General features: G+C 62.8%; 16 protein-coding genes. 12 read left to right on the top strand and 4 right to left on the bottom strand.

The features are described 5' to 3' along the window. Positions 1 to 97 precede the first annotated feature (97 nt). Positions 98 to 667, bottom strand: coding sequence for an elongation factor P (gene efp / locus C3Y91_RS05255; RefSeq protein ID WP_012759420.1), 570 nt, complete (start codon positions 665 to 667; stop codon positions 98 to 100). A 149-nt stretch (positions 668 to 816) separates the two neighbouring features. On the opposite strand from efp, the gene epmA reads away from it, so the two are divergent. The 9 genes from epmA to C3Y91_RS05210 all read left to right on the top strand — a co-directional run bounded on the left by epmA (position 817) and on the right by C3Y91_RS05210 (position 13629). Then, the gene (gene epmA / locus C3Y91_RS05250; RefSeq protein ID WP_168575101.1) at positions 817 to 1878 is read left to right on the top strand and encodes an EF-P lysine aminoacylase EpmA; all 1062 of its coding nucleotides are present in this window, start codon (positions 817 to 819) and stop codon (positions 1876 to 1878) included. After that, positions 1875 to 2927, top strand: coding sequence for a lysine-2,3-aminomutase-like protein (locus C3Y91_RS05245; RefSeq protein ID WP_130675916.1), 1053 nt, complete (start codon positions 1875 to 1877; stop codon positions 2925 to 2927). The genes epmA and C3Y91_RS05245 overlap by 4 nt, the downstream gene beginning before the upstream one ends. A gap of 263 nt (positions 2928 to 3190) precedes the next feature. Beyond that, positions 3191 to 3442 carry an acyl carrier protein gene (locus C3Y91_RS05240; RefSeq protein WP_003543737.1) on the top strand — a complete coding sequence of 84 codons (252 nt, stop codon included), beginning with the start codon at positions 3191 to 3193 and terminating at the stop codon, positions 3440 to 3442. Continuing rightward, positions 3442 to 4623 carry an acyl-CoA dehydrogenase family protein gene (locus tag C3Y91_RS05235; protein ID WP_024320470.1) on the top strand — a complete coding sequence of 394 codons (1182 nt, stop codon included), beginning with the start codon at positions 3442 to 3444 and terminating at the stop codon, positions 4621 to 4623. Before C3Y91_RS05240 ends, C3Y91_RS05235 begins: the two co-directional genes overlap by 1 nt. Positions 4624 to 4628: 5 nt before the next feature. Then, positions 4629 to 5537: an amino acid--[acyl-carrier-protein] ligase gene (locus tag C3Y91_RS05230; protein ID WP_024320469.1), complete on the top strand. Its 909-nt coding sequence runs from the start codon at positions 4629 to 4631 to the stop codon at positions 5535 to 5537. After that, the gene (locus tag C3Y91_RS05225; protein WP_024320468.1) at positions 5528 to 6508 is read left to right on the top strand and encodes a DUF1839 family protein; all 981 of its coding nucleotides are present in this window, start codon (positions 5528 to 5530) and stop codon (positions 6506 to 6508) included. The genes C3Y91_RS05230 and C3Y91_RS05225 overlap by 10 nt, the downstream gene beginning before the upstream one ends. Before the next feature lie 16 nt (positions 6509 to 6524). Further along, complete coding sequence (locus C3Y91_RS05220; RefSeq protein WP_130656622.1) at positions 6525 to 9005, top strand: glycoside hydrolase family 2 protein; 2481 nt, start codon at positions 6525 to 6527, stop codon at positions 9003 to 9005. A gap of 45 nt (positions 9006 to 9050) precedes the next feature. Continuing rightward, positions 9051 to 10229 carry a glycosyltransferase family 4 protein gene (locus tag C3Y91_RS05215; protein WP_130662457.1) on the top strand — a complete coding sequence of 393 codons (1179 nt, stop codon included), beginning with the start codon at positions 9051 to 9053 and terminating at the stop codon, positions 10227 to 10229. An 88-nt stretch (positions 10230 to 10317) separates the two neighbouring features. Beyond that, positions 10318 to 13629 carry an oligosaccharide flippase family protein gene (locus tag C3Y91_RS05210; RefSeq protein ID WP_130656620.1) on the top strand — a complete coding sequence of 1104 codons (3312 nt, stop codon included), beginning with the start codon at positions 10318 to 10320 and terminating at the stop codon, positions 13627 to 13629. A 73-nt stretch (positions 13630 to 13702) separates the two neighbouring features. On the opposite strand, the gene C3Y91_RS05205 is transcribed toward C3Y91_RS05210, so the two are convergent. The 3 genes from C3Y91_RS05205 to C3Y91_RS05195 all read right to left on the bottom strand — a co-directional run bounded on the left by C3Y91_RS05205 (position 13703) and on the right by C3Y91_RS05195 (position 16242). Next, positions 13703 to 14881, bottom strand: a complete 1179-nt coding sequence (locus tag C3Y91_RS05205) for a glycosyltransferase family 4 protein (protein ID WP_130706608.1) — start codon at positions 14879 to 14881, stop codon at positions 13703 to 13705. 147 nt (positions 14882 to 15028) lie between these two features. Next, complete coding sequence (locus C3Y91_RS05200) at positions 15029 to 15265, bottom strand: Lrp/AsnC ligand binding domain-containing protein (protein WP_003567502.1); 237 nt, start codon at positions 15263 to 15265, stop codon at positions 15029 to 15031. A 68-nt stretch (positions 15266 to 15333) separates the two neighbouring features. Continuing rightward, on the bottom strand, positions 15334 to 16242 hold the full coding sequence (locus C3Y91_RS05195; RefSeq protein ID WP_024320463.1) for a LysR family transcriptional regulator: 909 nt from the start codon (positions 16240 to 16242) through the stop codon (positions 15334 to 15336). An 84-nt stretch (positions 16243 to 16326) separates the two neighbouring features. Here C3Y91_RS05195 and hglS point away from each other — a divergent pair, with 84 nt between their 5' ends. From hglS to amaB, 3 genes are all read left to right on the top strand, one after another. Further along, positions 16327 to 17757 (top strand): 2-oxoadipate dioxygenase/decarboxylase HglS, encoded by a 1431-nt coding sequence (gene hglS, locus C3Y91_RS05190; protein ID WP_024320462.1) that lies wholly within the window; start codon positions 16327 to 16329, stop codon positions 17755 to 17757. 68 nt (positions 17758 to 17825) lie between these two features. Continuing rightward, positions 17826 to 19109: an NAD(P)/FAD-dependent oxidoreductase gene (locus C3Y91_RS05185; RefSeq protein WP_168575100.1), complete on the top strand. Its 1284-nt coding sequence runs from the start codon at positions 17826 to 17828 to the stop codon at positions 19107 to 19109. A 45-nt stretch (positions 19110 to 19154) separates the two neighbouring features. Next, positions 19155 to 20693, top strand: a complete 1539-nt coding sequence (gene amaB, locus C3Y91_RS05180) for an L-piperidine-6-carboxylate dehydrogenase (RefSeq protein ID WP_168575099.1) — start codon at positions 19155 to 19157, stop codon at positions 20691 to 20693. The last annotated feature ends 139 nt before the right edge of the window (positions 20694 to 20832 follow it).

Raw genomic sequence — 20832 nt, 5'->3', positions numbered from 1 at the left:
CCAATCCGCAAAAACAAAACCCGCCGAAAAATCGACGGGTTTGTCAGCGGTCTGAAGGCCGGCGTGAGCCGGCCTTTTCGATAGGCTGAAACCAGGATCAGTCCTTGGCGCGTTCGACGTAGGAATTGTCTTCCGTCGCGATGACGACGCGGGTGCCGGCATTGATGTGCGGCGGCACCATGGCGCGCACGCCGTTCGACAGTATGGCCGGCTTGTAGGAGGACGATGCCGTCTGGCCCTTGACGACCGGTTCCGTCTCCATGATTTCGAGCGTGACGTGGCGCGGCAGTTGGAGCGCCAGCGCAATACCTTCATGCATCGAGAGGATGCAGGACATGCCTTCCTGCAGATAAGCCTTGTCGTCACCCATCGTGGCGACATCGACGACGACCTGATCGTAGCTCGCCGGGTTCATGAAGTGGAAGCCTTCGCCGTCTTCATAGAGAAACTGGAAGGAGACGTCCTCGACGAAGGCGCGCTCGACCTGTTCGGTGGTGCGCCAGCGCTCGGAAACCTTCACGCCGTCGACGATGCGGCGCATGTCGACCTGGGTGACCGGCGTGCCCTTGCCCGGATGAAAGTTCTGGGCGGTGAGAACGACGTAGAGCTTGCCGTCGACATCGAGAACGTTGCCCTTGCGGACCGAAGAGGCGATGACCTTGACCATAAGACTTCCTTGTAACTCGGCTTTCGGCGTCGTAGATGACTGTCGAGACGCCCCCGAAGACGCAAATGTTTTTCTTGGGGGCGCAACTAACCTAAAATCCGGGAAATAGCCACCCCCCATACCGGCCTCTCCGGCGAAGAAAGCTTGGAATGAACTCTTCGGCGAAAGCGTCCCCCTGGTGGACCCCGTCCGTGCATGCCGACCGCCGTCCGTTCCTGATCGGGCGCAATGCGATCCAGGCGGCCTTGCGCGGGTTTTTCGCGCGCGAGGATTTCATCGAGGTGGATACGGCGGTGCTGCAGGTCTCTCCCGGCAACGAGGCGCATCTGCATGCCTTCGCCACGGAAGCACTGACGACGGATGGGCAAAAGGCGCCGTTCTACCTGCACACCTCGCCGGAATTCGCCTGCAAGAAGCTGCTTGCGGCGGGCGAGGAACGCATTTCGTGTTTTGCCCATGTCTACCGCAACCGCGAGCGCGGGCCGCTGCATCATCCTGAGTTCACCATGCTCGAATGGTATCGGGCCGGCGAAAGCTACGAGAGCCTGATGATGGATTGCGTACGGATCCTGGCGCTTGCGGCCGAAACGGTGAAGACCGGGAAGCTTGCCTATCGCGGCGCCGAGAGCGACCCCTTTGCCGGGCCGGAGCGGATTGGGGTTGCCGAAGCGTTCGAGCGTCATGCCGGCATCGATCTTCTCGCCTCCGTCGCCGCCGACGGTTCGACCGACCGCGACTATCTGGCGGCCGAGACGAAGCGCGTCGGCATGCGTGTTGCCGATGACGACGGCTGGGCCGATCTCTTCAGCCGGGTGCTGGTCGAAAAGATCGAACCGCATCTCGGCTTCGGCCGCATCACCATCCTCGACGAATATCCGATCTCGGAGGCAGCCCTTGCCCGTCCTTCGGCACGCGACCCCAGAGTTGCCGAGCGTTTCGAGCTCTATGCCTGCGGCGTCGAGCTTGCGAACGGCTTCGGCGAACTCACCAACGCTGCCGAACAGCGGCGCCGGTTCGAGATCGAGATGGCCGAGAAGGCGCGGGTCTACGGCGAGACCTATCCGATCGACGAGGATTTCCTCGCCGCGCTGTCGCTGATGCCTGAGGCAAGCGGTATCGCGCTCGGCTTCGACCGGCTGGTGATGCTGGCGACGGGAGCATCGCGCATCGACCAGGTGCTCTGGGCGCCGGTGGCGGAGTATGGAAGATGAATGTCGTCAAACCGATCAAGAGCGTCGACGATCTTGTGAAGGCGGGGCTGGTCGCTCCTGCCGATCGTGCAGGGCTCGAGGAGGTTGCGGCGCGTTACGCGATTGCGCTGACGCCTGCGATCAGCAAGCTCATCGACCGCACCGATCCCGATGATCCGATCGCTCGGCAATTCGTGCCTGATGCAGCCGAACTCACGATCGCCCCGGAAGAACGCGCCGATCCGATCGGCGATCATGCCCACAGCCCCGTCGAAGGCATCGTTCACCGCTATCCCGATCGTGTCTTGCTCAAGGCCGTGCATGTCTGCCCGGTCTATTGCCGCTTCTGCTTCCGGCGTGAAATGGTGGGGCCGCAGGGCCTCGGCACACTCGATGCCGCGGCGATGCAGGTCGCTTTCGATTATATAAGCGGTCATGAGGAAATCTGGGAGGTCATCCTCACCGGGGGCGATCCGCTGGTGCTTTCGCCGCGCCGGCTCGGCGAGATCATGGAGGTGCTTGCCGGCATCGCGCATGTGAAGATCATCAGGTTCCACACCCGTGTTCCGGTCGTCGACCCCGAGAAGATCGATGCGGCGCTGATCGCCGGGCTGAAGGCGAGCGGCAAGACGGTGTATATCGCGTTGCACGCCAACCATGTCCGCGAACTGACGCCGGAAGCGCGGGCCGCCTGCGGCCGCCTCGTCGATGCCGGCATCGCCATGGTCAGCCAGTCGGTGCTGCTCAAGGGTGTCAATGACGATCCCGCCGTGCTTGCGGAGTTGATGAAGGCCTTCGTCGAAATCCGGGTCAAACCCTATTACCTCCATCATCCGGATCTGGCGCCCGGCACCGGTCATTTCAGAGTGACGATCGAGGAGGGGCAGGAGATCGTCGCGGCGCTGCGCGGCCGGATTTCCGGTCTCTGCCAGCCGGCTTACATCCTCGATATCCCAGGCGGTCACGGCAAGGCCGTCGTCAGCGGAAGCGCGATCCGGGCGACGGGCGACGGATGTTATTCCGTCACCGATTATCGCGGCGGCGAGCATTCCTATCCGCCTGCCGATTGAGACAAACGTGGCGCTTTGCGTGTCATTTCTGTACTCGCCACGCCAGAAACCAGAGTGTGTCGCAGCGTCCAAATTACCTTAAGTCATTGATATAAGGTTGTTGTTTACGACGGTACGGGAATGATCGCTAAAATCCTAACTATGAGCCTCAGTCATATTTAACTCAATAAATTAGCGGAATGTTCTGTTTTCCGCACTAAAAGAACGCTCATGACAAGGCGATGAACGCCGGTTCGGGATCATGAGAATCTTGGAGTGATGGGATGAATAAGGCAATCCGCGACCTCGTAGCTAAATTCGGCAAGCTTCCCGGGTCGATCGACCAGGTCGCCGACGATGCCGATCTTTATGCGGCAGGTTTGACGTCCTTTGCTTCTGTGCAGCTGATGCTTGGCCTCGAAGAGGCCTTCGACATCGAGTTTCCCGACAATCTCCTGAACCGCAAATCCTTCGCGAGCATCTCGGCCATCGCCAGGACCGTCGATCTCATCCGGGACAGCCGGAAGGTCGCCTGATGAATTTCCCTGTCAAGATCATGCAGGACGGTCTTGTCGCGAGGGTGGCCCGTGTCGCCGAAATTGCGGCGAAACACGCGGATACCGTCGATGCCGAGGCCCGCTTCCCCCGGGAAGCCGTCGATGCGATGAAGGCCGAAAGGCTGCTCGGCATCCAGGTGCCGCGCCATCTCGGCGGCGAATCCGCCTCGATTACCGAGATCGCCGAATTGTGTTCGATGCTCGGCCAGGCCTGCGCCGCAAGCGCCATGGTCTTCGCCATGCACCACATCAAGCTGTCAAGCCTCGTTGAACATGGCACCGACAGCGAGTGGCATCGCGATTTCATGCGCCGCATCGCCGCCGAACAGCTGCTGATCGCATCCGCCACCACCGAAGGCGGTATCGGCGGAAATCTGCGCAACAGCATCTGCGCGGTCGAGGTCGATGGCGACACGTGCCGCCTCGAAAAGGATGCGACCGTCATTTCCTATGGCTCGCATGCCGATGCCATCCTTATCACCTCGCGTGCCCACGCGCAGGCGGCTTCCTCCGATCAGGTGCTGACGGCCTTTCTCAAGGACCAGTACACGCTCGAGAAAACGCATGTCTGGAATACGCTCGGCATGCGCGGAACCTGCTCCGACGGCTTCCTGTTCAAGGGCGAAGCGCCGGCTTGCCAGATCCTGCCGAAGCCTTTCGCGGAGATCGCGGCGCAGTCCATGCTTGCCTCCTCGCACCTCTTATGGAGCGGCGTCTGGTACGGCATCGCCGTCGACGCCGTTGTACGCGCCCAGGCTTTCGTGCGTGCCGCAGCCCGCAAGGCGCCGGATGCCCAGCCGCCGGGCGCGCTACGCCTCGCCGAGGTTTCGAACCTGCTGCAGATGGTGAAATCCAACGTGGTTGCCGGCCTCAAGGCCTATGAGGATGCCAAGGCCGACGCCGACAGGCTGTCTTCGATGGGATTTGCGGTGGCGATGAACAACGTCAAGATCGCCTCGTCCGAGACGATCCTGGAGATCGTCAACCATGCGATGCTGATCTGCGGTATCATGGGCTACAAGAACGGCACGCCCTTCAGTCTTGGACGCCATCTGCGCGACGCGCATTCCGCACAACTCATGATCTCGAATGATCGCATCCTCGGCAACACGTCGAGCATGCTTCTTGTCCATAAGCAGGACACTAGCCTACTGGGGTGACAGTCATGGATATGCAGACCTCGTTTCTGGACCGGCTTTTCGAATCCGGTCTGCTGATCGATACCGGCATCGACGGGCTCTACGGCCGCAGCGGCCAGTTCGAAGACGTGATCGCTGCCTTCGAGCGCCTGATCGACACGTTCGGCGGCTCCGATGGTGCCGAAGCCATGCGCTTTCCGCCCGGCATGAACCGCGCCTTCTTCGAAAAGAGCGGTTACATGAAGAGCTTTCCGCAGCTCGCCGGCACGGTGCACAGCTTCTGCGGCAGCGAGCTCGATCATGTCAGCCTGCTGCAATGCATGGAAGTCGGCGAAGACTGGACCAAGGGGCAGGAGGCGACCGACATCGTGCTGACGCCGGCTGCCTGCTATCCGCTCTATCCGACGATCGCCAAGCGTGGCAACTTGCCGAAGACGGGCGGCCTCTTCGACCTGCAATCCTATTGCTTCCGCCATGAGCCGTCGAAAGACCCTGCCCGCCAGCAGTTGTTCCGCATGCGTGAATATGTCTGCATGGGCACAGAGCTGCACGTCACCGATTTCCGCCAGCGCTGGATGGATCGCGGCGTCGAGATGATGAAGGCCGTCGGCCTCGAGGTGACGATCGACGTCGCCAATGATCCGTTCTTCGGCCGCGCCGGCAAGATGCTCGCCAATAATCAGCGTGACCAGAACCTGAAGTTCGAGCTGTTGATCCCGATCACCTCGGCCGCCAATCCGACCGCCTGCATGAGCTTTAATTACCATCAGGATGCCTTCGGCACGAAGTGGGGTCTCAATCTTGAAGACGGCAGTGTCGCGCACACCGCTTGCGTCGGCTTCGGGCTGGAGCGCATCGCCCTTGCCCTCTTCCATCATCACGGGCTCGATGTGAAGCAATGGCCGGCCAGCGTACGGAAAGCGCTGTGGGGCTGAGCAAATCGATGACATCGGTATTCCCGGGAATAGACCCGGAGGCCTACTGGCCGCACGCGCTGCATTCCAGCGAGCGCGCCTGGCCGGAAACCAATTGTTATATCGATCTCTGGATCGAGGTTCTGGCGACATCAGGCGTTGCGCCAGAGGCGATGCTGGGTTTTACCCTGACGCAGGATTTCGAGGGCGACCAGTTCACCTTCTTCAAGGTGCCGCTCGAGGATCTCGAAGCGCTCTACGGCATTCGTGCGACCGAGCTTGCCATCTACGACCGTGTCGAACGCCATGTCGAGGTTCAGATCGCGCGGGCCCGCCTTTGCCTGATCGAAATGGATTCCTTCTACATGCCGGATACGCGCGGCACCGCCTACCGGCAGGAGCACGGCAAGACGACGGTTGCGATCAACCGGCTGGACGTTGCGGCCAAGCGCGTCGATTATTTCCACAATGCCGGCTATTTTCGTCTCGAAGGCGAGGATTTCGACGGGCTGTTCCAGCTGCATCTGACGGAAAACGACCCGCCATTCCTGCCCTACACGGAATTTGCGCGGTTCCCGGAAAGACCGGCGGATGAAACGCATCTGCGTTCGACCGCGCGGCGGCTTGCCGGCTTTCACTTTGCCCGGCGTCCCGGCGAAAACCCGATCCGCGCCTTTGCAAGCGTCTTTCCGCAACAGGTCGAAGCGGTGGCGGAACGGCCGTTCGGCTTCTTTCACAAATACGCCTTCAACACGCTTCGCCAGGTGGGCGCCAATTTCGAGCTGGCGGCCGATTACCTCAACTGGCTTTCCCCTGTTGAATTCGCGGTGGCCGCCGAGCATGCCAGGCGCATTTCGGAGGTGGCGAAATCGGTGCAGTTCCAGCTTGCCCGCGCCGTCACCCGCAAGAAGTTCGAGCCGTTGCAGGCAGCACTTGATCCGGCCGCCGATGCATGGGATTCCATGATGGCGTCGCTTGCGGGGCGAATCTGAGGCCGGAGATCTGACCATGCGGGGGCGTTTGGCGAGCATCGGTGCCGAGGAAAGTCTACTTTCCGAAGGCTGGAACCTGATCCTGACGGAGCGGGGCGCCTGCGCCGTGCCGCACGACATCCCGCTCTCCGCACAGTTCATTCCAGCACCCGTTCCCGGCACCGTCGCTGCAGCGCTTGAAAAAGCCGCGCTCTTCGACCGGGAAAATCCCGAGCCGCTGAACACGCGGGACGCCTGGTATCTCTGCCGGCTTTTCGATGCCGAGCCGGGTGACGCGATCCTGCGTTTCGCAGGGCTGGCGACGCTCTGCCATGTCTTCCTGAACGGCCAGGAAATCCTGTTTTCCGAAAGCATGTTCACGGCGCACGAGATTCCGGTGACGCTTTCGGGCGGCGACGAGCTGGCACTGTGCTTCCGGGCGCTCGGCCCCCGCCTGTCGGAGCCGGGCCCGCGCGCGCGGTGGCGGCCGCAGATGATCACGCCGGCGGGCTTGAAGAATTTCCGCACGACGCTGCTCGGCCATATGCCGGGCTGGTGCCCCGATATCCATGCCGTCGGGCCATGGCGGCCGATTTCGATGGTGCGGCGTCATCCCGTCTCGATCGACAATGTTTCCATCCGCGCCGTATTCGAGGAGAGTGGCATTGGCCGCCTCAGCGTGTCCCTGCACAGCAATGCCGAGAATCCCTCAATGCTGCTGCGCTGCGGTGGGATGGAGCAGCCCTTCGAAAAGGTCGGGGACAGTCATTACTCGGCTATCCTCAAACTTCCCGACATCGAGCCCTGGTGGCCGCACACGCATGGCGCTCCGCGTCTCTACGAGCTGACGCTGGTTTCCGCCGGCGTGGAATATCCGCTCGGCAGGACCGGCTTCCGGCGCATCGACGTCGACCGCGGTGCGGATGGCGATGACTTCGCGCTGCTCCTCAACGGCGAACGCATCTTCTGCCGCGGCGCGGTGTGGACGACGGCCGATATCGCGCGATTGCCGGGCGGGCGGGCGGATTACGAGCCGTTCCTGCGGCTTGCCGCCGGAGCCGGCATGAACATGATCCGCATCGGCGGCACCATGGCCTACGAGACACCAGATTTCTTCACGCTCTGCGACGAGCTCGGCCTGCTTGTCTGGCAGGATTTCATGTTCGCCAATTTCGATTATCCGCGCAACGACAAGGCTTTTCTTGGCCACGTGCATGCGGAGGTCGAGGAATTCCTGCACGGCGTGCAGGCGTCGCCTTCGCTGGCCGTGCTCTGCGGCGGCAGCGAAATCCACCAGCAGGCGGCAATGCTCGGCCTGCCGGCGGAATTCTGGAGCGGGCCGGTCACCGATGAAATCATTCCGGCAGTCGTCGCGCGCATGCGCCCCGACGTGCCCTACGTGCCGAACTCGCCGTATGGCGGGGCGATGCCCTTTTCGCCGAATGCCGGTATTGCGCATTATTACGGCGTCGGCGCCTATATGCGGCCGATTGCCGATGCGCGCCGCGCCGACGTGCGGTTTGCCTCCGAAAGCCTCGCCTTCGCGCATGTGCCGCAGCAAAGGACGCTGCAGCGACATCTCGACGTGCCCGCCGTCCACAGCCCGCTATGGAAGGCCCGCGTGCCCCGCGACCGCAGCGCATCGTGGGATTTCGAGGACGTTCGCGACTTCTACCTGCAGCTTCTCTACGGTTTCGATCCAGCTGAGCTGCGCCGCGAAGATCCCGAACGCTATCTCGATCTCTCCCGCGCCGTCACCGGCGAAGTGATCGAGGAGACTTTTGCCGAATGGCGGCGCAAGGGCTCCGCCTGCAACGGCGCGCTCGTCTGGACGCTGCAGGACCTGCTGCCCGGCCCGGGCTGGGGGGTGATCGATTCCACCGGAGAGCCGAAGCCGGTCTGGTATGCGATGCGCCGTGCATTCCGGCCGGTTCAGGTGGTCTTCACCGACGAGGGAACGAACGGTCTCGACGTGCATGTCGTCAACGAGACGGATGCCGCGCTCGACGTCGAGCTCGAGGTTGTCTGCCTGCGCGGCGGAAAACAGCAGGTCGTCAGCGGCAGCAGAGCCTTCAAGCTGGCGGCAAGAGACACGGAGCGCCTTGCCTGCACCGCGCTGTTCGGCGCTTTCTTCGATACGACCTATGCCTTCCGTTTCGGGCCGCCGGCGCATGATGCAAGTGTGGCGCGCCTGCGCTCGCTGGCAGACGGCGCCATTCTCGCCGAGAGCTTCCACTTCCCGTGCGGACGGGGGAAGGCGCTCCATGACGCAGGGATCGAAGCATCATTCAGCAGAGACGGCGACGACTGGTTCGTCGATCTCAGGACCGACCGGCTGGCGCAATCGGTGCATATCGACGTCGAAGGCTATCGGGCCGACGACGACTGGTTCCACCTTGCCCCCGGCGCGATGCGGCGCGTGAACCTTCGCGCGCTGTCCGGTATGGAAAGCGATATTCCGCCTGCGGGCGAGATCAGAAGTCTAGGCAGTTTGCATCGCGTCGCAATCGAGGGCTGATGCCCCTGCGAAGGATGATGCCGATCCATTGGGAAAGACCGTGATTTGAGAACGATATACCGCCTTCTGCGCGCCCATGTCCTGCAGCGGCTGATCCCGCGGTCGCGTCGTGCTTTCAATCCGCGCAGGCCGGTGGAAATCGTCGGCTATCTCTCGATGGCGGTCGGCGTCGGCGAATCGGCAAGGCTCTGCGCCGGCGCGTTGTCGGAGGCGGGGCGGGCGATTTCGCTCTCCGACGTCAGCACGCATCCTGACGAGAATTCCTTCGCCGGATGGATGCCGTCGCATCTCTCCACCGAACCTGCGGGAAGCCGGATCTGGCATCTCAATCCGCCGATGCTGCCGCGCGCCATCCTGAAGAAGGGCGTAGCGAATTTCACTCGCGCTTTCAACATCGGTTATTTCGCCTGGGAGCTCGAAGTCGTGCCGGCGGAGTGGCGCAATGCCATGCATTACATGAATGCCGTCTTCGTGCCGTCGGAATTCACCAGGCGGGCGATTGCGCCCCTCACGGCGGCACCCGTCATCGTGGTTCCGCATCCCGTCACCGAGAAGCCGGCAACGGAAGGCATGCGCCAGAAATTCGGCATCGAGGAAGACGCCTTTCTCGTCAGCTTCATCTTCAGCGCCGGCTCCTCGATCAACCGGAAGAATCCGCAGGCCGTCATCGAGGCCTTCCGGATATTCGCCGCAGAAGCTCCAAGCGCCTTCCTGTTGATGAAGGCCAGTGGCGATATCGGCAAGGATGAGGGCCTGCGCGAACTGGTCGCCTCGGTCGCAGGCAATACCCGGATCAGGATCGTCACCGACAGGCTGTCGGACTCCGATATCAACGGCCTCATCCGCTGCTCAGACGCCTATCTTTCGCTGCATCGTTCCGAGGGTTTCGGGCTGACGGTTGCCGAGGCGATCATGCAGGGTACGCCGGTCATTTCCACGGCCTGGTCGGGAACAGCGGATTTCTGCGATCCCGACAATAGCTGGCTGGTTGCCTCTCCCCTCATTCCGGTGGTCGACACCCATCCGGAATTTGCCGGGCTCGAGGGCGCGGTCTGGGCCGATCCTTCTCCAGAAGTGGCGGCCACGCACTTGCGGGATATCTTCCGCGCGCCAGAGCGTGCGCGAGAGAAGGCGGAGAAGGCGCGAGCGTTCCTGCTGCGCTACCTCGCGGACAACAGCTATGACAACGCGCTTCAGACGCTGGCGGCGATGCAGACCAGCTAAGCTGAGGTCGTCACTCCGCTTTATTTTAACATTTTCGCATTAGAGATGGCAGGTATGCGGCGGTAGGCCGATCCTGACGGATGGACAGATGTCGAAGGGTATTATCGCAAACTCGGTGATGAACGGGGCGGCAGGCATGCTGCTGCTTCTGACGGGCTTCGTTTCCTCGATCATAACCGCGCGGTTGCTCGGGCCGGAAGCCAACGGCATCGTCGCCTTTTCGCTCTGGCTGGTGGTGACCGGCGCGTCGATCGCCGAGCTCGGCTCCAGCATCACGCTGCTGAAGACATTGCCGCAGCTTTCGGCGGAAGGCTTCGACGCGCGCCGCCGGCGGGGTTTTGCCGCCATCCTCGTCAGCTTCATGATGTTCTCGACCGTCGTGCTGCTGGCGCTCTACGCGTTGTTCTTCCTGACCTCCGAAGAGATGCACTGGGCCGATACGGCGCCATCCGTCGCTCTGGTCACGGGCGTGCTGTTCTTCGTCCAGGCGATCGGTTCCTTCGTCAAATTCTACCTGATCGGCGAAAAGAAGCTGGGCGCCTTCTTTAAGCTGACGGTCGCCGTCTCGATCGTGCAGCTTGCCGGGGTTGCCGTCGGCGCCGTCTTCTATGGCGTCGAAGGCGTTCTCGTCGGCTATGCGCTCGGCCAGCTGGTGCTGTTTTTCGCCACGCTGCCGATCCTTCTGGCGCGGCGCGACTGGTGCGGGGTCTCGCTGAAATATCTCGCCTCCTCCTCCGTCATCCTGTCGATCCAGTTCATCATCGATTCCATTTTCCTCAACCGGCTCGAGCTGCTCTTCCTGCAGCAATTCTGGTCGGTGGAGATGGTCGGCTATTATGCCGTCGGCCTGTCGATCGCGAATATCGCGCTGCAACTGCCGATCCAGATGACCGGCAGCCTGCTGCCCTATTATTCCGAGCGGCGCCACAGCAGCGACGATTCGACATTGCCGGTCGAGGTCTTTGCCGCCGTCACCCGAAGCATGGCCTATATCGTGCTGCCGATGAGCCTCGGGCTTGCCGCGATCTCCAGCGAATTGGTGATTGTGGTGTTCGGCGAAGCGTTCCGCCGCAGCGGGACGGTGGTGGCGCTGCTTGCGCTTGTTGCTCCCGCCTATACCTTCATGCAGATCCTCAGCCTCTACCTGCTGTCAATGGACAGGGCCCGCTCCCGCCTGAATATCAGTGTGATAGGTGGCCTACTGATGGTAGCGGGTTGTTTACTGATCGTACCTAGGCTTGCGGCTGAGGGCGCCGCAATCGTGCGCATCCTCGTATTCGTTGCGATGTCGATGATGATGATCAGACAGACAGGATTCGGATCCCAGCTTTCGGGTCTCTACGCAAGCCTGACGAAGGTAACGCTCGCCTCCGTCCTCTGTGCTTGCGGAGCGACTTCCGTACTGGAATTCGTCCAGGGTCCGGCCGGATTGGTCGGCGCGATCATCGCCGGCGCATTCGCCTATTTCGCTGCACTCCGGGTGCTGCGCGCCGTGCCGGGCGAGGATGTCGAAGTCATGCGCTCCATTCTCGACAAGATGCCGTCCCTGCTGCGGCGACCGGTTGGCCACGCAATCAATTTCATCGCACCGCGGCTTCCCGGCGATCCCGATCGCGCCAAGGTCGCGCCCGGCGAATTCTCGCTGGACCCGGCCGAGGGTGCGGGGCGCAGTGCTGCCCTGCCCGTCGTCTTCGACGGTACGATCGGGCTGTTCATGCCCGAGAATCCGCTCGTGAAGAATCGTTCGGCCGCCGTGCTCTTCGTCAGCCCCTGGGGTTTCGAGGAGATGTGCAGCCGCAAATTCTTCCGCGTCGCGGCCGAGCATTTCTCGGATATCGGCGTGCCGAGCCTGCGCTTCGACTATCGCGGCACCGGCGATGCGCTCGATTTCGGGGCGCTGCCGGCAAGGCTGGAAACTTGGGAAGATTCGATCCGTGCAGCCGCCGACAAGTTGAAGTCGCTGAGCGGCTGCGACCGCATCATCCTCATCGCGCAGGGCCTCGGTGCGACGCTTGCCCATCGCGTCGGTTCGTCGATCGAAGGCGTCGACAGCCTCGTCATGCTGGCGCCGGTGCTGAGCGGCCGGGCCTATCTGCGCGAACTCACCATGTGGTCCAAGATCATCGATGCCGATCTCGGCCTCGGCAAGGAGCATGTCCAGACCGCCAAGGTGCAGATCGCCGGGCTCGTCATGCCCGAAGAGATTGCTGCCGAGCTCGGCAAGCTCAGCATCGCCTCGCCGCAGGGGCTCGCAACCTCCCGCTATCTGATCCTCGAACGTCCGGCCAAGGCCGAGGATACCGGCTTTGCCGATGCGCTGAAGGCGCTTGGCGCCGATGTCGAGCAGACGGCTTTCGAAGGTTATGACGAGCTCGCCACCAACCCGCTGTTTGCCAAGACGCCGATGGCTGTCGTCGCGCTGCTGACGGCGTGGCTGGAGACAACGACGACGGAGACATCCGCCGCCCATTCGTCGGCAGCGATCGACAACCCGCCGCTTGCCGGTGATGGTTTTGCGGAAACGCCGGTCCGTTTCGGAAGCCATAATCATCTGGTCGGCGTCGTCAGCCGGCCGCTCGGCGAGATCAAGGGCAATGCCGTGCTCTTCCTGTCGACCGCCTATGACCGGCATGCCGGCTGGGGACGGACGACGGTTGATATGGCGCGCGAGCTCGCCCGCCAAGGCGTCGTTTCGCTGCGCTTCGATTCTGCCAATGTCGGCGACAGCCCGCCGCGGCCGGATGCGCCGGAACAGGTGCTTTATTCGGACACGCAGACCGGGGATGCGGTCGCCGCGCTCGACCTGCTCGAAAGCGTCGTCGCCGGCCCCGTCATGGTCGCCGGCCGATGCAGCGGCGGCTATGTCGCCTTCCGCGCCGGCGTCGCCGACGAGCGCTTGAAGGCTGTCGTGTCGATCAATCCGTTCGTCTATTACTGGGATCCTGACATGCCGGTGCGCAGGGAGCATGTCGTCTCCGTTCCCCGCAGCCTCGATGATTACAGCCAGCGCCTGGCGCGGCTCGACACGCTGAAGCGGCTGCTGCGCGGCCAGGTGGATGTCGTCTCGGCGTTGCAGAACATCGTCATCGCCGCCGGCCGCCGGCTGTCGCCGTGGATCGCGCCGGTGCTCGAGCTGCTTCCCGACCGGCGCCATATCGCCCGCGAGGTTCGGCACTCCTTCGCGCTGTTCGGCAAACGCAAGGTGCCGCTGACGCTGATCTACAGCGAGGGCGATGTCGGTCTCGACCACGTCTATTTCCACTTCGGGCCGCGCGGCGCCAGGCTTTCCCGCTATCCGAACGTGCGGCTGCTGATGCTGCCGGATGCCGACCACAATCTGACGCCGCCGCAATCGCGCAAATTCGTGCTCGACGAGATCATCCGTCTGGCGAGAGCGTGACCGGGGATTTTACAGCGCCGCGCGTCTTTTCACACGCGCAACGCTGTAGCGTCTATGCGGTAGAAAGACAGGATCAGATGCTTTCGGCGGCGACGACATCCAGCGATCTGTAGAGATCGATATAACGTCCGGCGACGATATCCCAGGAATAGCCGCGGGCGGCATCGAGAAGCTCGGCTCGAACGGTGTCCGGTTGGCGCGAAAGGTGTTCATAGGCCGTTTCGAGCCCCATGGCGGCACTCTCAGGATTCGTGAAATCGGCAGGCATGAGAACGGGATGCCGGGCAGCAAGCGTCGTAAAGGCATCGTTGGCGTTCAGCACCGGCAGGAGACCGGCGCTCATCGCCTCCAGCGCCACCAAGCCGAAACCTTCATATTCCGAGGCGGAGGCGAAAATCGAGGCTTCTGCGATGATGCGCCGGATCGTGTCGTTCTCGGGCGACACATGCAGGGTGACGCGGCCGGAAAGATGACGGCTTTCGATTGCGCCTTCGACATCCGCCCGGTTCAGGTCGGATTCGGCGCCGACGATGTCGAGATGCCATTCCGGGTCACGGGTCTTCAGCATGGCCATCGCATCGAGCAGGTGGTCCAGCCGCTTGTTCACTGAAAACCGGCCGATCGTGACGATGCGGCGCTTTGCCCGGCGCGAAGCGGTGTCGGCGAACTTGCCGATATCGGCGCCGTTTTCGATCAGGAGGCTGTCGGGCACGATCTCGGAAAACTGCCTGAGGTCGGAGGCGCTGCAGCAGACGACGCGGCGGTAGGCCATCGCCGAAGCACGGGTCAGCGTCTGGAACCAGATCTTCTTGATCGTCGCGTATTTCCGCGTGTGGAAGAAGCCGCCATGGGTGGTGACGATCATCGGCCTGCCGTGCAGCAGCCGGCCCCAGGCGAGCGCATCGAAGAAGAAGTCGATGGCATGGACATGCACGAGATCGGCATCGGCGAGATGGCGGAAGACCTGTGGCGCCAGCGGATAGCGGCTGGTGCCGGACCAGGGAATGCGCACCACCTCGATACCATCGATATCTTCGCGAGGCGGCAGCTTGTCCTGCGGCGCGGTGAAGAGCGAATCCAGCGTGACGACGCGCACGCGATAACCGCGGCGCACGGTCTGGCGGGCGAGATTGGCGACCACGTCTTCGAGGCCGCCGCGGTTGGGCAGGAACTGGCGCACGACATGGACGATCAGCGGGGCTGTTTCCAACTGCGGCTTCGCGCGCGCCCAATCTGCCTCGACGATCGACATTTTCCACCTATCGCTGCACGTGCCGGCCTGCACTGACGCGGGCCCGTGATAGCAACGACCAGACATGCCCGGCGTTAAGGCGCGGTTTAGGCGACGTCCTGCCAAGGCGATTCTTCGCGAAAAAGGTTAACCGTGTCTGACGGGGATTCAGAATGCCTTGAAGGTCAGAGTCGTCAGCGAGCGGACGATGCCGGGAATATTGGCGATGTTGTCGTTGATGAATTTGCCGATATCCTGGCCTTCCTCGATATAGACCTTCAGCAGCAGATCGTAGTCGCCGCTTGTGGAATAGAGCTCCGAGACCAGTTCGGTCTGGTAGATGGCGTCGGCGACCTCATAGGTCTTGCCGGGTGCGCATTGGAGCTGGACGAAGATCGGCTTCATGGAGATTTCCTGCAAAGTTGTTTGGCCGATATAATGGTCGAAAGCGCCATGCCGATGCAAGCCGTTCGTCACGCAGTCGGATTGGCGGCTGCTTCCGCGATGATCCAGTCGCGAAAGGCGGCAAGCGGTGCGTAGTCGGCGCGCTCGGGCGGAAAGGCGAGATAGTAGCGCTCGCGGCTTTCCATTTCGCGGTCGACAGCGGCGACGAGATCGCCGCGCCTGATCTCCTCCTGCATCAGGAATGTCGGCAGCAGGGCGATGCCGAGGCCGGCGATCGCCGCTTGCGCAGCGGTGGCGAACTGGTCGAAGAGCATGCCGTGCACGTTTTCGAAGGAAACGCCGTTGCTGGCGAACCATTGCTCCCAGGCGTCAGGGCGCGTCGTCAGATGCAGGAGCGGAACGGCAAGCAGATCCTCCGGCGCTTTGATAGCGTATCGTTGCAGAAAATCAGGGCTGCAGGCCGGCACCGTGCGCTCCGACATCAGAAGCGCGAGCTCGGCGCCTGGCCAGTGCGGGTGGCCGAAATGGATGGCGGCGTCGATCGAATCGAGGCGGAAATCGAAGGGCGAAAGCCGAGTCACCAGATTGATGGTCACGCCGGGATTGGCGGCGAGGAAGCGTCCCAGGCGCGGCGCCAGCCAGCGCGTGCCGAAGGTTGGCAGGATGGCGAGGTTAAGCGTGCCGCCATGCGGATTGGCGCGCAGGTTCAGCGAGGCGCTCGATATGCGCCGCAGCGCCTCGCGAATCTCGCGGGCATATCCGTCGCCGGCAAGCGTCAGCCGCATGGTCTGGCGTTCGCGCAGGAAGAGCTCGACGCCAAGCTGCTCCTCCAGCGCGCTCACCTGGCGGCTGACGGCGCTCTGCGTCAGATCGAGTTCGCGCGCCGCTGCCGTCACGCTGCCGGTGCGGGCAACCGCCTCGAAGGCGGCGAGATGCGAGATCGATGGCAGAAAACGTCTAGACGTCAGCATGGTCATTCCGTTTCAGAATGGGCTATTTCCGAAATAGCGATATTTCCAGCTTTGTCGCGCGTGTAAAGAGGTTCATCCTGCAAAAACGGAATGAGCCGGAGTTTCTCAATGCCGCAAGCCTTCGTTTCCCCAGACCGCATCCGATCACTGTTTACCGAGGCGATGTCGCAGATGTACCGGGCGGAGGTGCCGCAATACGGCACGCTGATCGAACTGGTGGCGGATGTGAATGCCGGCTGCCTCGAAAGGGATCCCGATCTGCGCGCGCGCCTGGCCCGCGCCGGCGAGCTGGAGCGCATCGATGTCGAGCGTCACGGCGCTATAAGGCTCGGTACGGCAGACGAACTCTTCACTATCCGCCGGCTGTTTGCGGTCATGGGCATGCAGCCGGTCGGCTACTACGATCTTTCGGTCGCCGGCGTGCCGGTTCATTCCACCAGCTTCCGGCCGATCGACGAGGCAGCGCTCAACGTCAATCCATTCCGCGTCTTCACCTCGCTGCTGCGACTGGAACTGATCGAGGACGAAGGGCTGCGCGGCGAAGCCGAAGCCATTCTGGCGAAACGGCGGATCTACACGCCGCGCGCCGTCGCGCTGATCGAGCGCCACGAGCACAAGGGCGGCCTGACCGAGGCGGAAGCGACGGAATTCGTCGCCGAGGCGTTGGAAACCTTCCGCTGGCATGGCGAAGCGACAGTCAGCGCCGACACCTACAAGCGCCTGCACGACGCCCATCGGCTGATCGCTGACGTCGTCAGCTTCAAGGGACCGCACATCAACCATCTGACGCCGCGCACGCTCGATATCGACGCCGTCCAGGCCCGCATGCCGGAACGCGGCATCACGCCGAAGGCTGTCATCGAAGGGCCGCCGCGCCGGCATTGCGATATCCTGCTGCGACAGACGAGTTTCAAGGCGCTGGAGGAAACGATCGCCTTTTCCGGTGACGACGGTGCCATTAAAGGCACACATACCGCCCGCTTCGGCGAGATCGAACAGCGCGGTGTGGCGCTGACGGCGAAGGGCCGGGTGCTCTACGACCAGCTGCTCGCCTCGGTTCGCGGCGAGGTGCAGGTGGGCGCCGGCGGCGCCAAGGCCGGCGCCTACGATCACGAACTCGCCGCGCGTTTCAAGGCACTGCCGGACAGCTGGGACGAGCTGCGCAGGGCGGATCTGGCCTTCTTCCGCTATTCCGCGACGCCTGCGGGCATTGCCGCCGCGGCCGGCAGCAGGCTGCCCAGCGATCCGGAGGCGCTGATCGCCGGGGGTTACCTTGCTTTCACCCCGATCGTCTACGAAGACTTTCTGCCCGTCAGCGCGGCCGGCATCTTCCAGTCGAACCTCGGCACCGACCAGCAGCAGAACTATGCGACCCGCTCGAACCGTGACGCCTTCGAGGCAGCACTCGGTGCTACCGTTCAGGACGAGCTGGCGCTTTACGCCGAACGCCAGGCCGCATCGCTGGATTCGGCACTGGCCGCGCTCGGCCTTGCGGGCCTGCCGCTGAAGACCGTTGCGTGAAATGGCTGCTTCAACACTTTCTTTTATGCATTAGAGTACCCGCGATTTCGCTCTGATCGGACTGAGCCATGCTGAATGATCCGCGCTCCCACGGCCTCTGGGAAAAGACAGCGCCCGAAGCGCCGACGACCTCGCCTCTCGAAGGCGCGGTATCGGCCGATGTCGTCATCGTCGGCGGCGGTTACACCGGCCTCTCTTCCGCCCTGCATCTTGCCGAAGCCGGGTCGAAGGTGGTGCTGCTGGAGGCGAAGGAGATCGGCTTCGGCGGTGCCGGGCGCAATGTCGGACTGATCAATGCCGGCATGTGGGTGATGCCGAACGATCTGCCCGGTGTGCTCGGCCCGGTGCATGGCGAACGTCTGCTCGATCTGCTCGGCAATGCGCCGAAGCTCGTCATGGAGCTGATCGACAAACATCAGATTGCCTGCGAACTCGAACGGAACGGCACGCTGCATTGCGCGGTTGGCGCGGATGGGCTGAAGGAGATCGAGGATCGCGCGGCGCAATGGTCCGCCCGCGGCGCAGCCGTGACGCTGCTCGATGCGGCGGAAACGGCAAAACGCATCGGCAGCGATGCCTATACCGGTTCGCTGCTCGACAAACGCGCCGGAACGCTGCAGCCGCTTGCCTATGCGCGCGGCCTTGCCCATGCCGCCGTCAAGGGTGGCGTCGCCATTCACACGTCCAGCCCGGTCATCGCAACGGAGCGCAATGGCAGCCGCTGGACCGTGAAGACATCAAGCGGCGAAGTCAGCGCCGAGTGGATCATCGTCGCGACGGATGCCTACAGCACCGGTCCGTGGGAGCAGGTGCGCAGCGAACAAGTGCATCTGCCCTATTTCAATTTCGCCACCGTGCCGCTGGGCCACAATCTGCGTCAGTCGATCCTGCCAGGGCGGGAAGGCGCATGGGATACCAAGGAAATCCTATCCTCCTTTCGCATGGACCAGGCCGGCCGGCTCGTTTTCGGCAGTGTCGGGGCGCTGCGCAATACCGGGCTTGCCGTGCACAAGGGCTGGGCCAAACGCGCATTGAAGCGGCTCTTCCCTGATATCGGCGACGTCGAATTCGAGTGCGAATGGTATGGCCAGATCGGCATGACCGACAATGCGCTGCCGCGCTTCCACAAATTCGCACCTGGTGTCGTCGGCTTTTCGGGCTACAATGGCCGCGGCATTGCCCCCGGTACGGTCTTCGGCCGTACGCTGGCGGAGCATATCCTCGGCCGGCTTCCGGAAGCCGATCTGCCGCTACCGCTGACATCGCCCTCCGAGCCAAGCTTCCGTGCACTCAAAGAAATATGGTACGAAGCCGGCGCTCAGGTCGCCCATTTCGCCGATGCCCGCTTCTAAAAAGCGATGCACGCTTCTGAGAATAATAAGATTGGAAACACGACAATGACCATCGCCGTCCTCGATCTCGCCACCGAAACCGCCAAACTGCTTGCCGAACTCGGCGTCGATGCCGGCCGCTATCACGGCGGCACGCTTTCCGTCACCTCGCCGGTCACCGGCAAGGAAATCGGCAAACTCAGGGAACATTCCGTTTCCGAGACGAAGACGGCAATCGAAGCGGCGCACCAGGCCTTCCTCGAATGGCGTGCCGTGCCGGCGCCGAAGCGCGGCGAACTGGTCCGCCTGCTGGGCGAGGAACTGCGCGCCTCCAAGGCGGCGCTCGGCCGTCTCGTTTCGATCGAGGTTGGCAAGATCACTTCGGAAGGTCTGGGCGAAGTGCAGGAGATGATCGACATCTGCGATTTCGCGGTCGGTCTTTCCCGTCAGCTCTACGGCCTGACGATCGCCACCGAGCGCTCCGAGCACCGGATGATGGAAAGCTGGCATCCGCTCGGCGTGATCGGCATCATCTCCGCCTTCAACTTCCCGGTTGCCGTCTGGTCGTGGAATGCCGCACTTGCGATGGTCTGCGGCAATTCCACCGTCTGGAAGCCCTCGGAAAAGACGCCGTTGACGGCGCTTGCCGTGCAGGCGCTGTTCGAAAAGGCGCTGAAGCGTTTCGTCGCCGAGGGCGGCACGGCGCCGGCCAATCTGTCGACGCTGATTATCGGCGGCCGCGAGGTCGGCGAAGTGCTGGTCGATCATCCGAAGATCCCGCTGGTTTCCGCCACCGGCTCGACGGCCATGGGCCGCGCCGTCGGTCCGCGCCTGTCGCAGCGTTTTGCCCGCGCCATTCTCGAACTCGGCGGCAACAATGCGGCGATCGTCTGCCCGTCGGCCGATCTCGACCTGACGCTGCGCGGCGTCGCCTTCTCCGCCATGGGCACGGCAGGCCAGCGCTGCACGACGCTGCGCCGTCTCTTCGTGCATGACAGCGTCTACGGCCAGCTGGTGCCGCGCCTGCAGAAGGCCTATGGCTCCGTCACCATCGGCAATCCGCTCGAGGCTGGGACGCTTGTGGGACCGCTGATCGACGGCCGGGCTTTCGAGAAGATGCAGGCAGCGCTTGGCGAGGCGAAGTCGGCCGGCGGCACGGTGACCGGCGGTGACCGCGTCGACAATGGTTCGGCTGACGCCTTCTACGTTCGCCCGGCGCTTGTCGAAATGCCCGATCAGACCGGACCGGTGGAGCACGAGACCTTCGCGCCGATCCTCTATGTGATGAAGTATAGCGATTTCGACGACGTGCTGGCGCTGCACAATGCCGTGCCGCAGGGACTGTCGTCGTCGATCTTCACCAACGACATGCGCGAGGCCGAAACCTTCGTCTCCGCCCGCGGTTCGGATTGCGGCATCGCCAACGTCAACCTCGGACCATCCGGTGCCGAAATCGGCGGCGCCTTCGGTGGCGAGAAGGAAACCGGCGGCGGCCGCGAATCCGGCTCGGATGCTTGGAAGGCCTATATGCGCCGCTCCACCAACACGATCAACTACGGCAGAACGCTGCCCCTTGCGCAGGGCGTCAAGTTCGACGTCGAATAGGCGGCTGCAAAAGGCTGCAAAAGAGGGGCGGCGCTTGGGAGCGTCGCCTTTTTTCCAAATCGAGATTTATTCCCCTGTAATATGAAATATTTAGTCAAGATATTGTGATGGCTTTTCCGGCCAAGACAAACTTGAAATC

Origin of the sequence: Rhizobium ruizarguesonis (genome assembly GCF_012349115.1) — a bacterium.
Lineage (GTDB): Bacteria > Pseudomonadota > Alphaproteobacteria > Rhizobiales > Rhizobiaceae > Rhizobium > Rhizobium ruizarguesonis.
The sequence above is the reverse complement of the archived record's forward strand: the minus strand, read 5'-3'. Positions and strand labels throughout refer to the sequence as shown.

Coding starts and splice junctions, on each gene's coding strand:
- C3Y91_RS05220 (WP_130656622.1), top strand. CDS start 6,525: ATGCGGGGGCGTTTGGCGAGCATCGGTGCCGAGGAAAGTCTACTTTCC.
- C3Y91_RS05210 (WP_130656620.1), top strand. CDS start 10,318: ATGTCGAAGGGTATTATCGCAAACTCGGTGATGAACGGGGCGGCAGGC.
- C3Y91_RS05195 (WP_024320463.1), bottom strand. CDS start 16,242: ATGACCATGCTGACGTCTAGACGTTTTCTGCCATCGATCTCGCATCTC.
- efp (WP_012759420.1), bottom strand. CDS start 667: ATGGTCAAGGTCATCGCCTCTTCGGTCCGCAAGGGCAACGTTCTCGAT.
- C3Y91_RS05185 (WP_168575100.1), top strand. CDS start 17,826: ATGCTGAATGATCCGCGCTCCCACGGCCTCTGGGAAAAGACAGCGCCC.
- hglS (WP_024320462.1), top strand. CDS start 16,327: ATGAGCCGGAGTTTCTCAATGCCGCAAGCCTTCGTTTCCCCAGACCGC.
- C3Y91_RS05230 (WP_024320469.1), top strand. CDS start 4,629: ATGGATATGCAGACCTCGTTTCTGGACCGGCTTTTCGAATCCGGTCTG.
- epmA (WP_168575101.1), top strand. CDS start 817: ATGAACTCTTCGGCGAAAGCGTCCCCCTGGTGGACCCCGTCCGTGCAT.
- C3Y91_RS05240 (WP_003543737.1), top strand. CDS start 3,191: ATGAATAAGGCAATCCGCGACCTCGTAGCTAAATTCGGCAAGCTTCCC.
- C3Y91_RS05235 (WP_024320470.1), top strand. CDS start 3,442: ATGAATTTCCCTGTCAAGATCATGCAGGACGGTCTTGTCGCGAGGGTG.
- C3Y91_RS05205 (WP_130706608.1), bottom strand. CDS start 14,881: ATGTCGATCGTCGAGGCAGATTGGGCGCGCGCGAAGCCGCAGTTGGAA.
- C3Y91_RS05200 (WP_003567502.1), bottom strand. CDS start 15,265: ATGAAGCCGATCTTCGTCCAGCTCCAATGCGCACCCGGCAAGACCTAT.
- amaB (WP_168575099.1), top strand. CDS start 19,155: ATGACCATCGCCGTCCTCGATCTCGCCACCGAAACCGCCAAACTGCTT.
- C3Y91_RS05245 (WP_130675916.1), top strand. CDS start 1,875: ATGAATGTCGTCAAACCGATCAAGAGCGTCGACGATCTTGTGAAGGCG.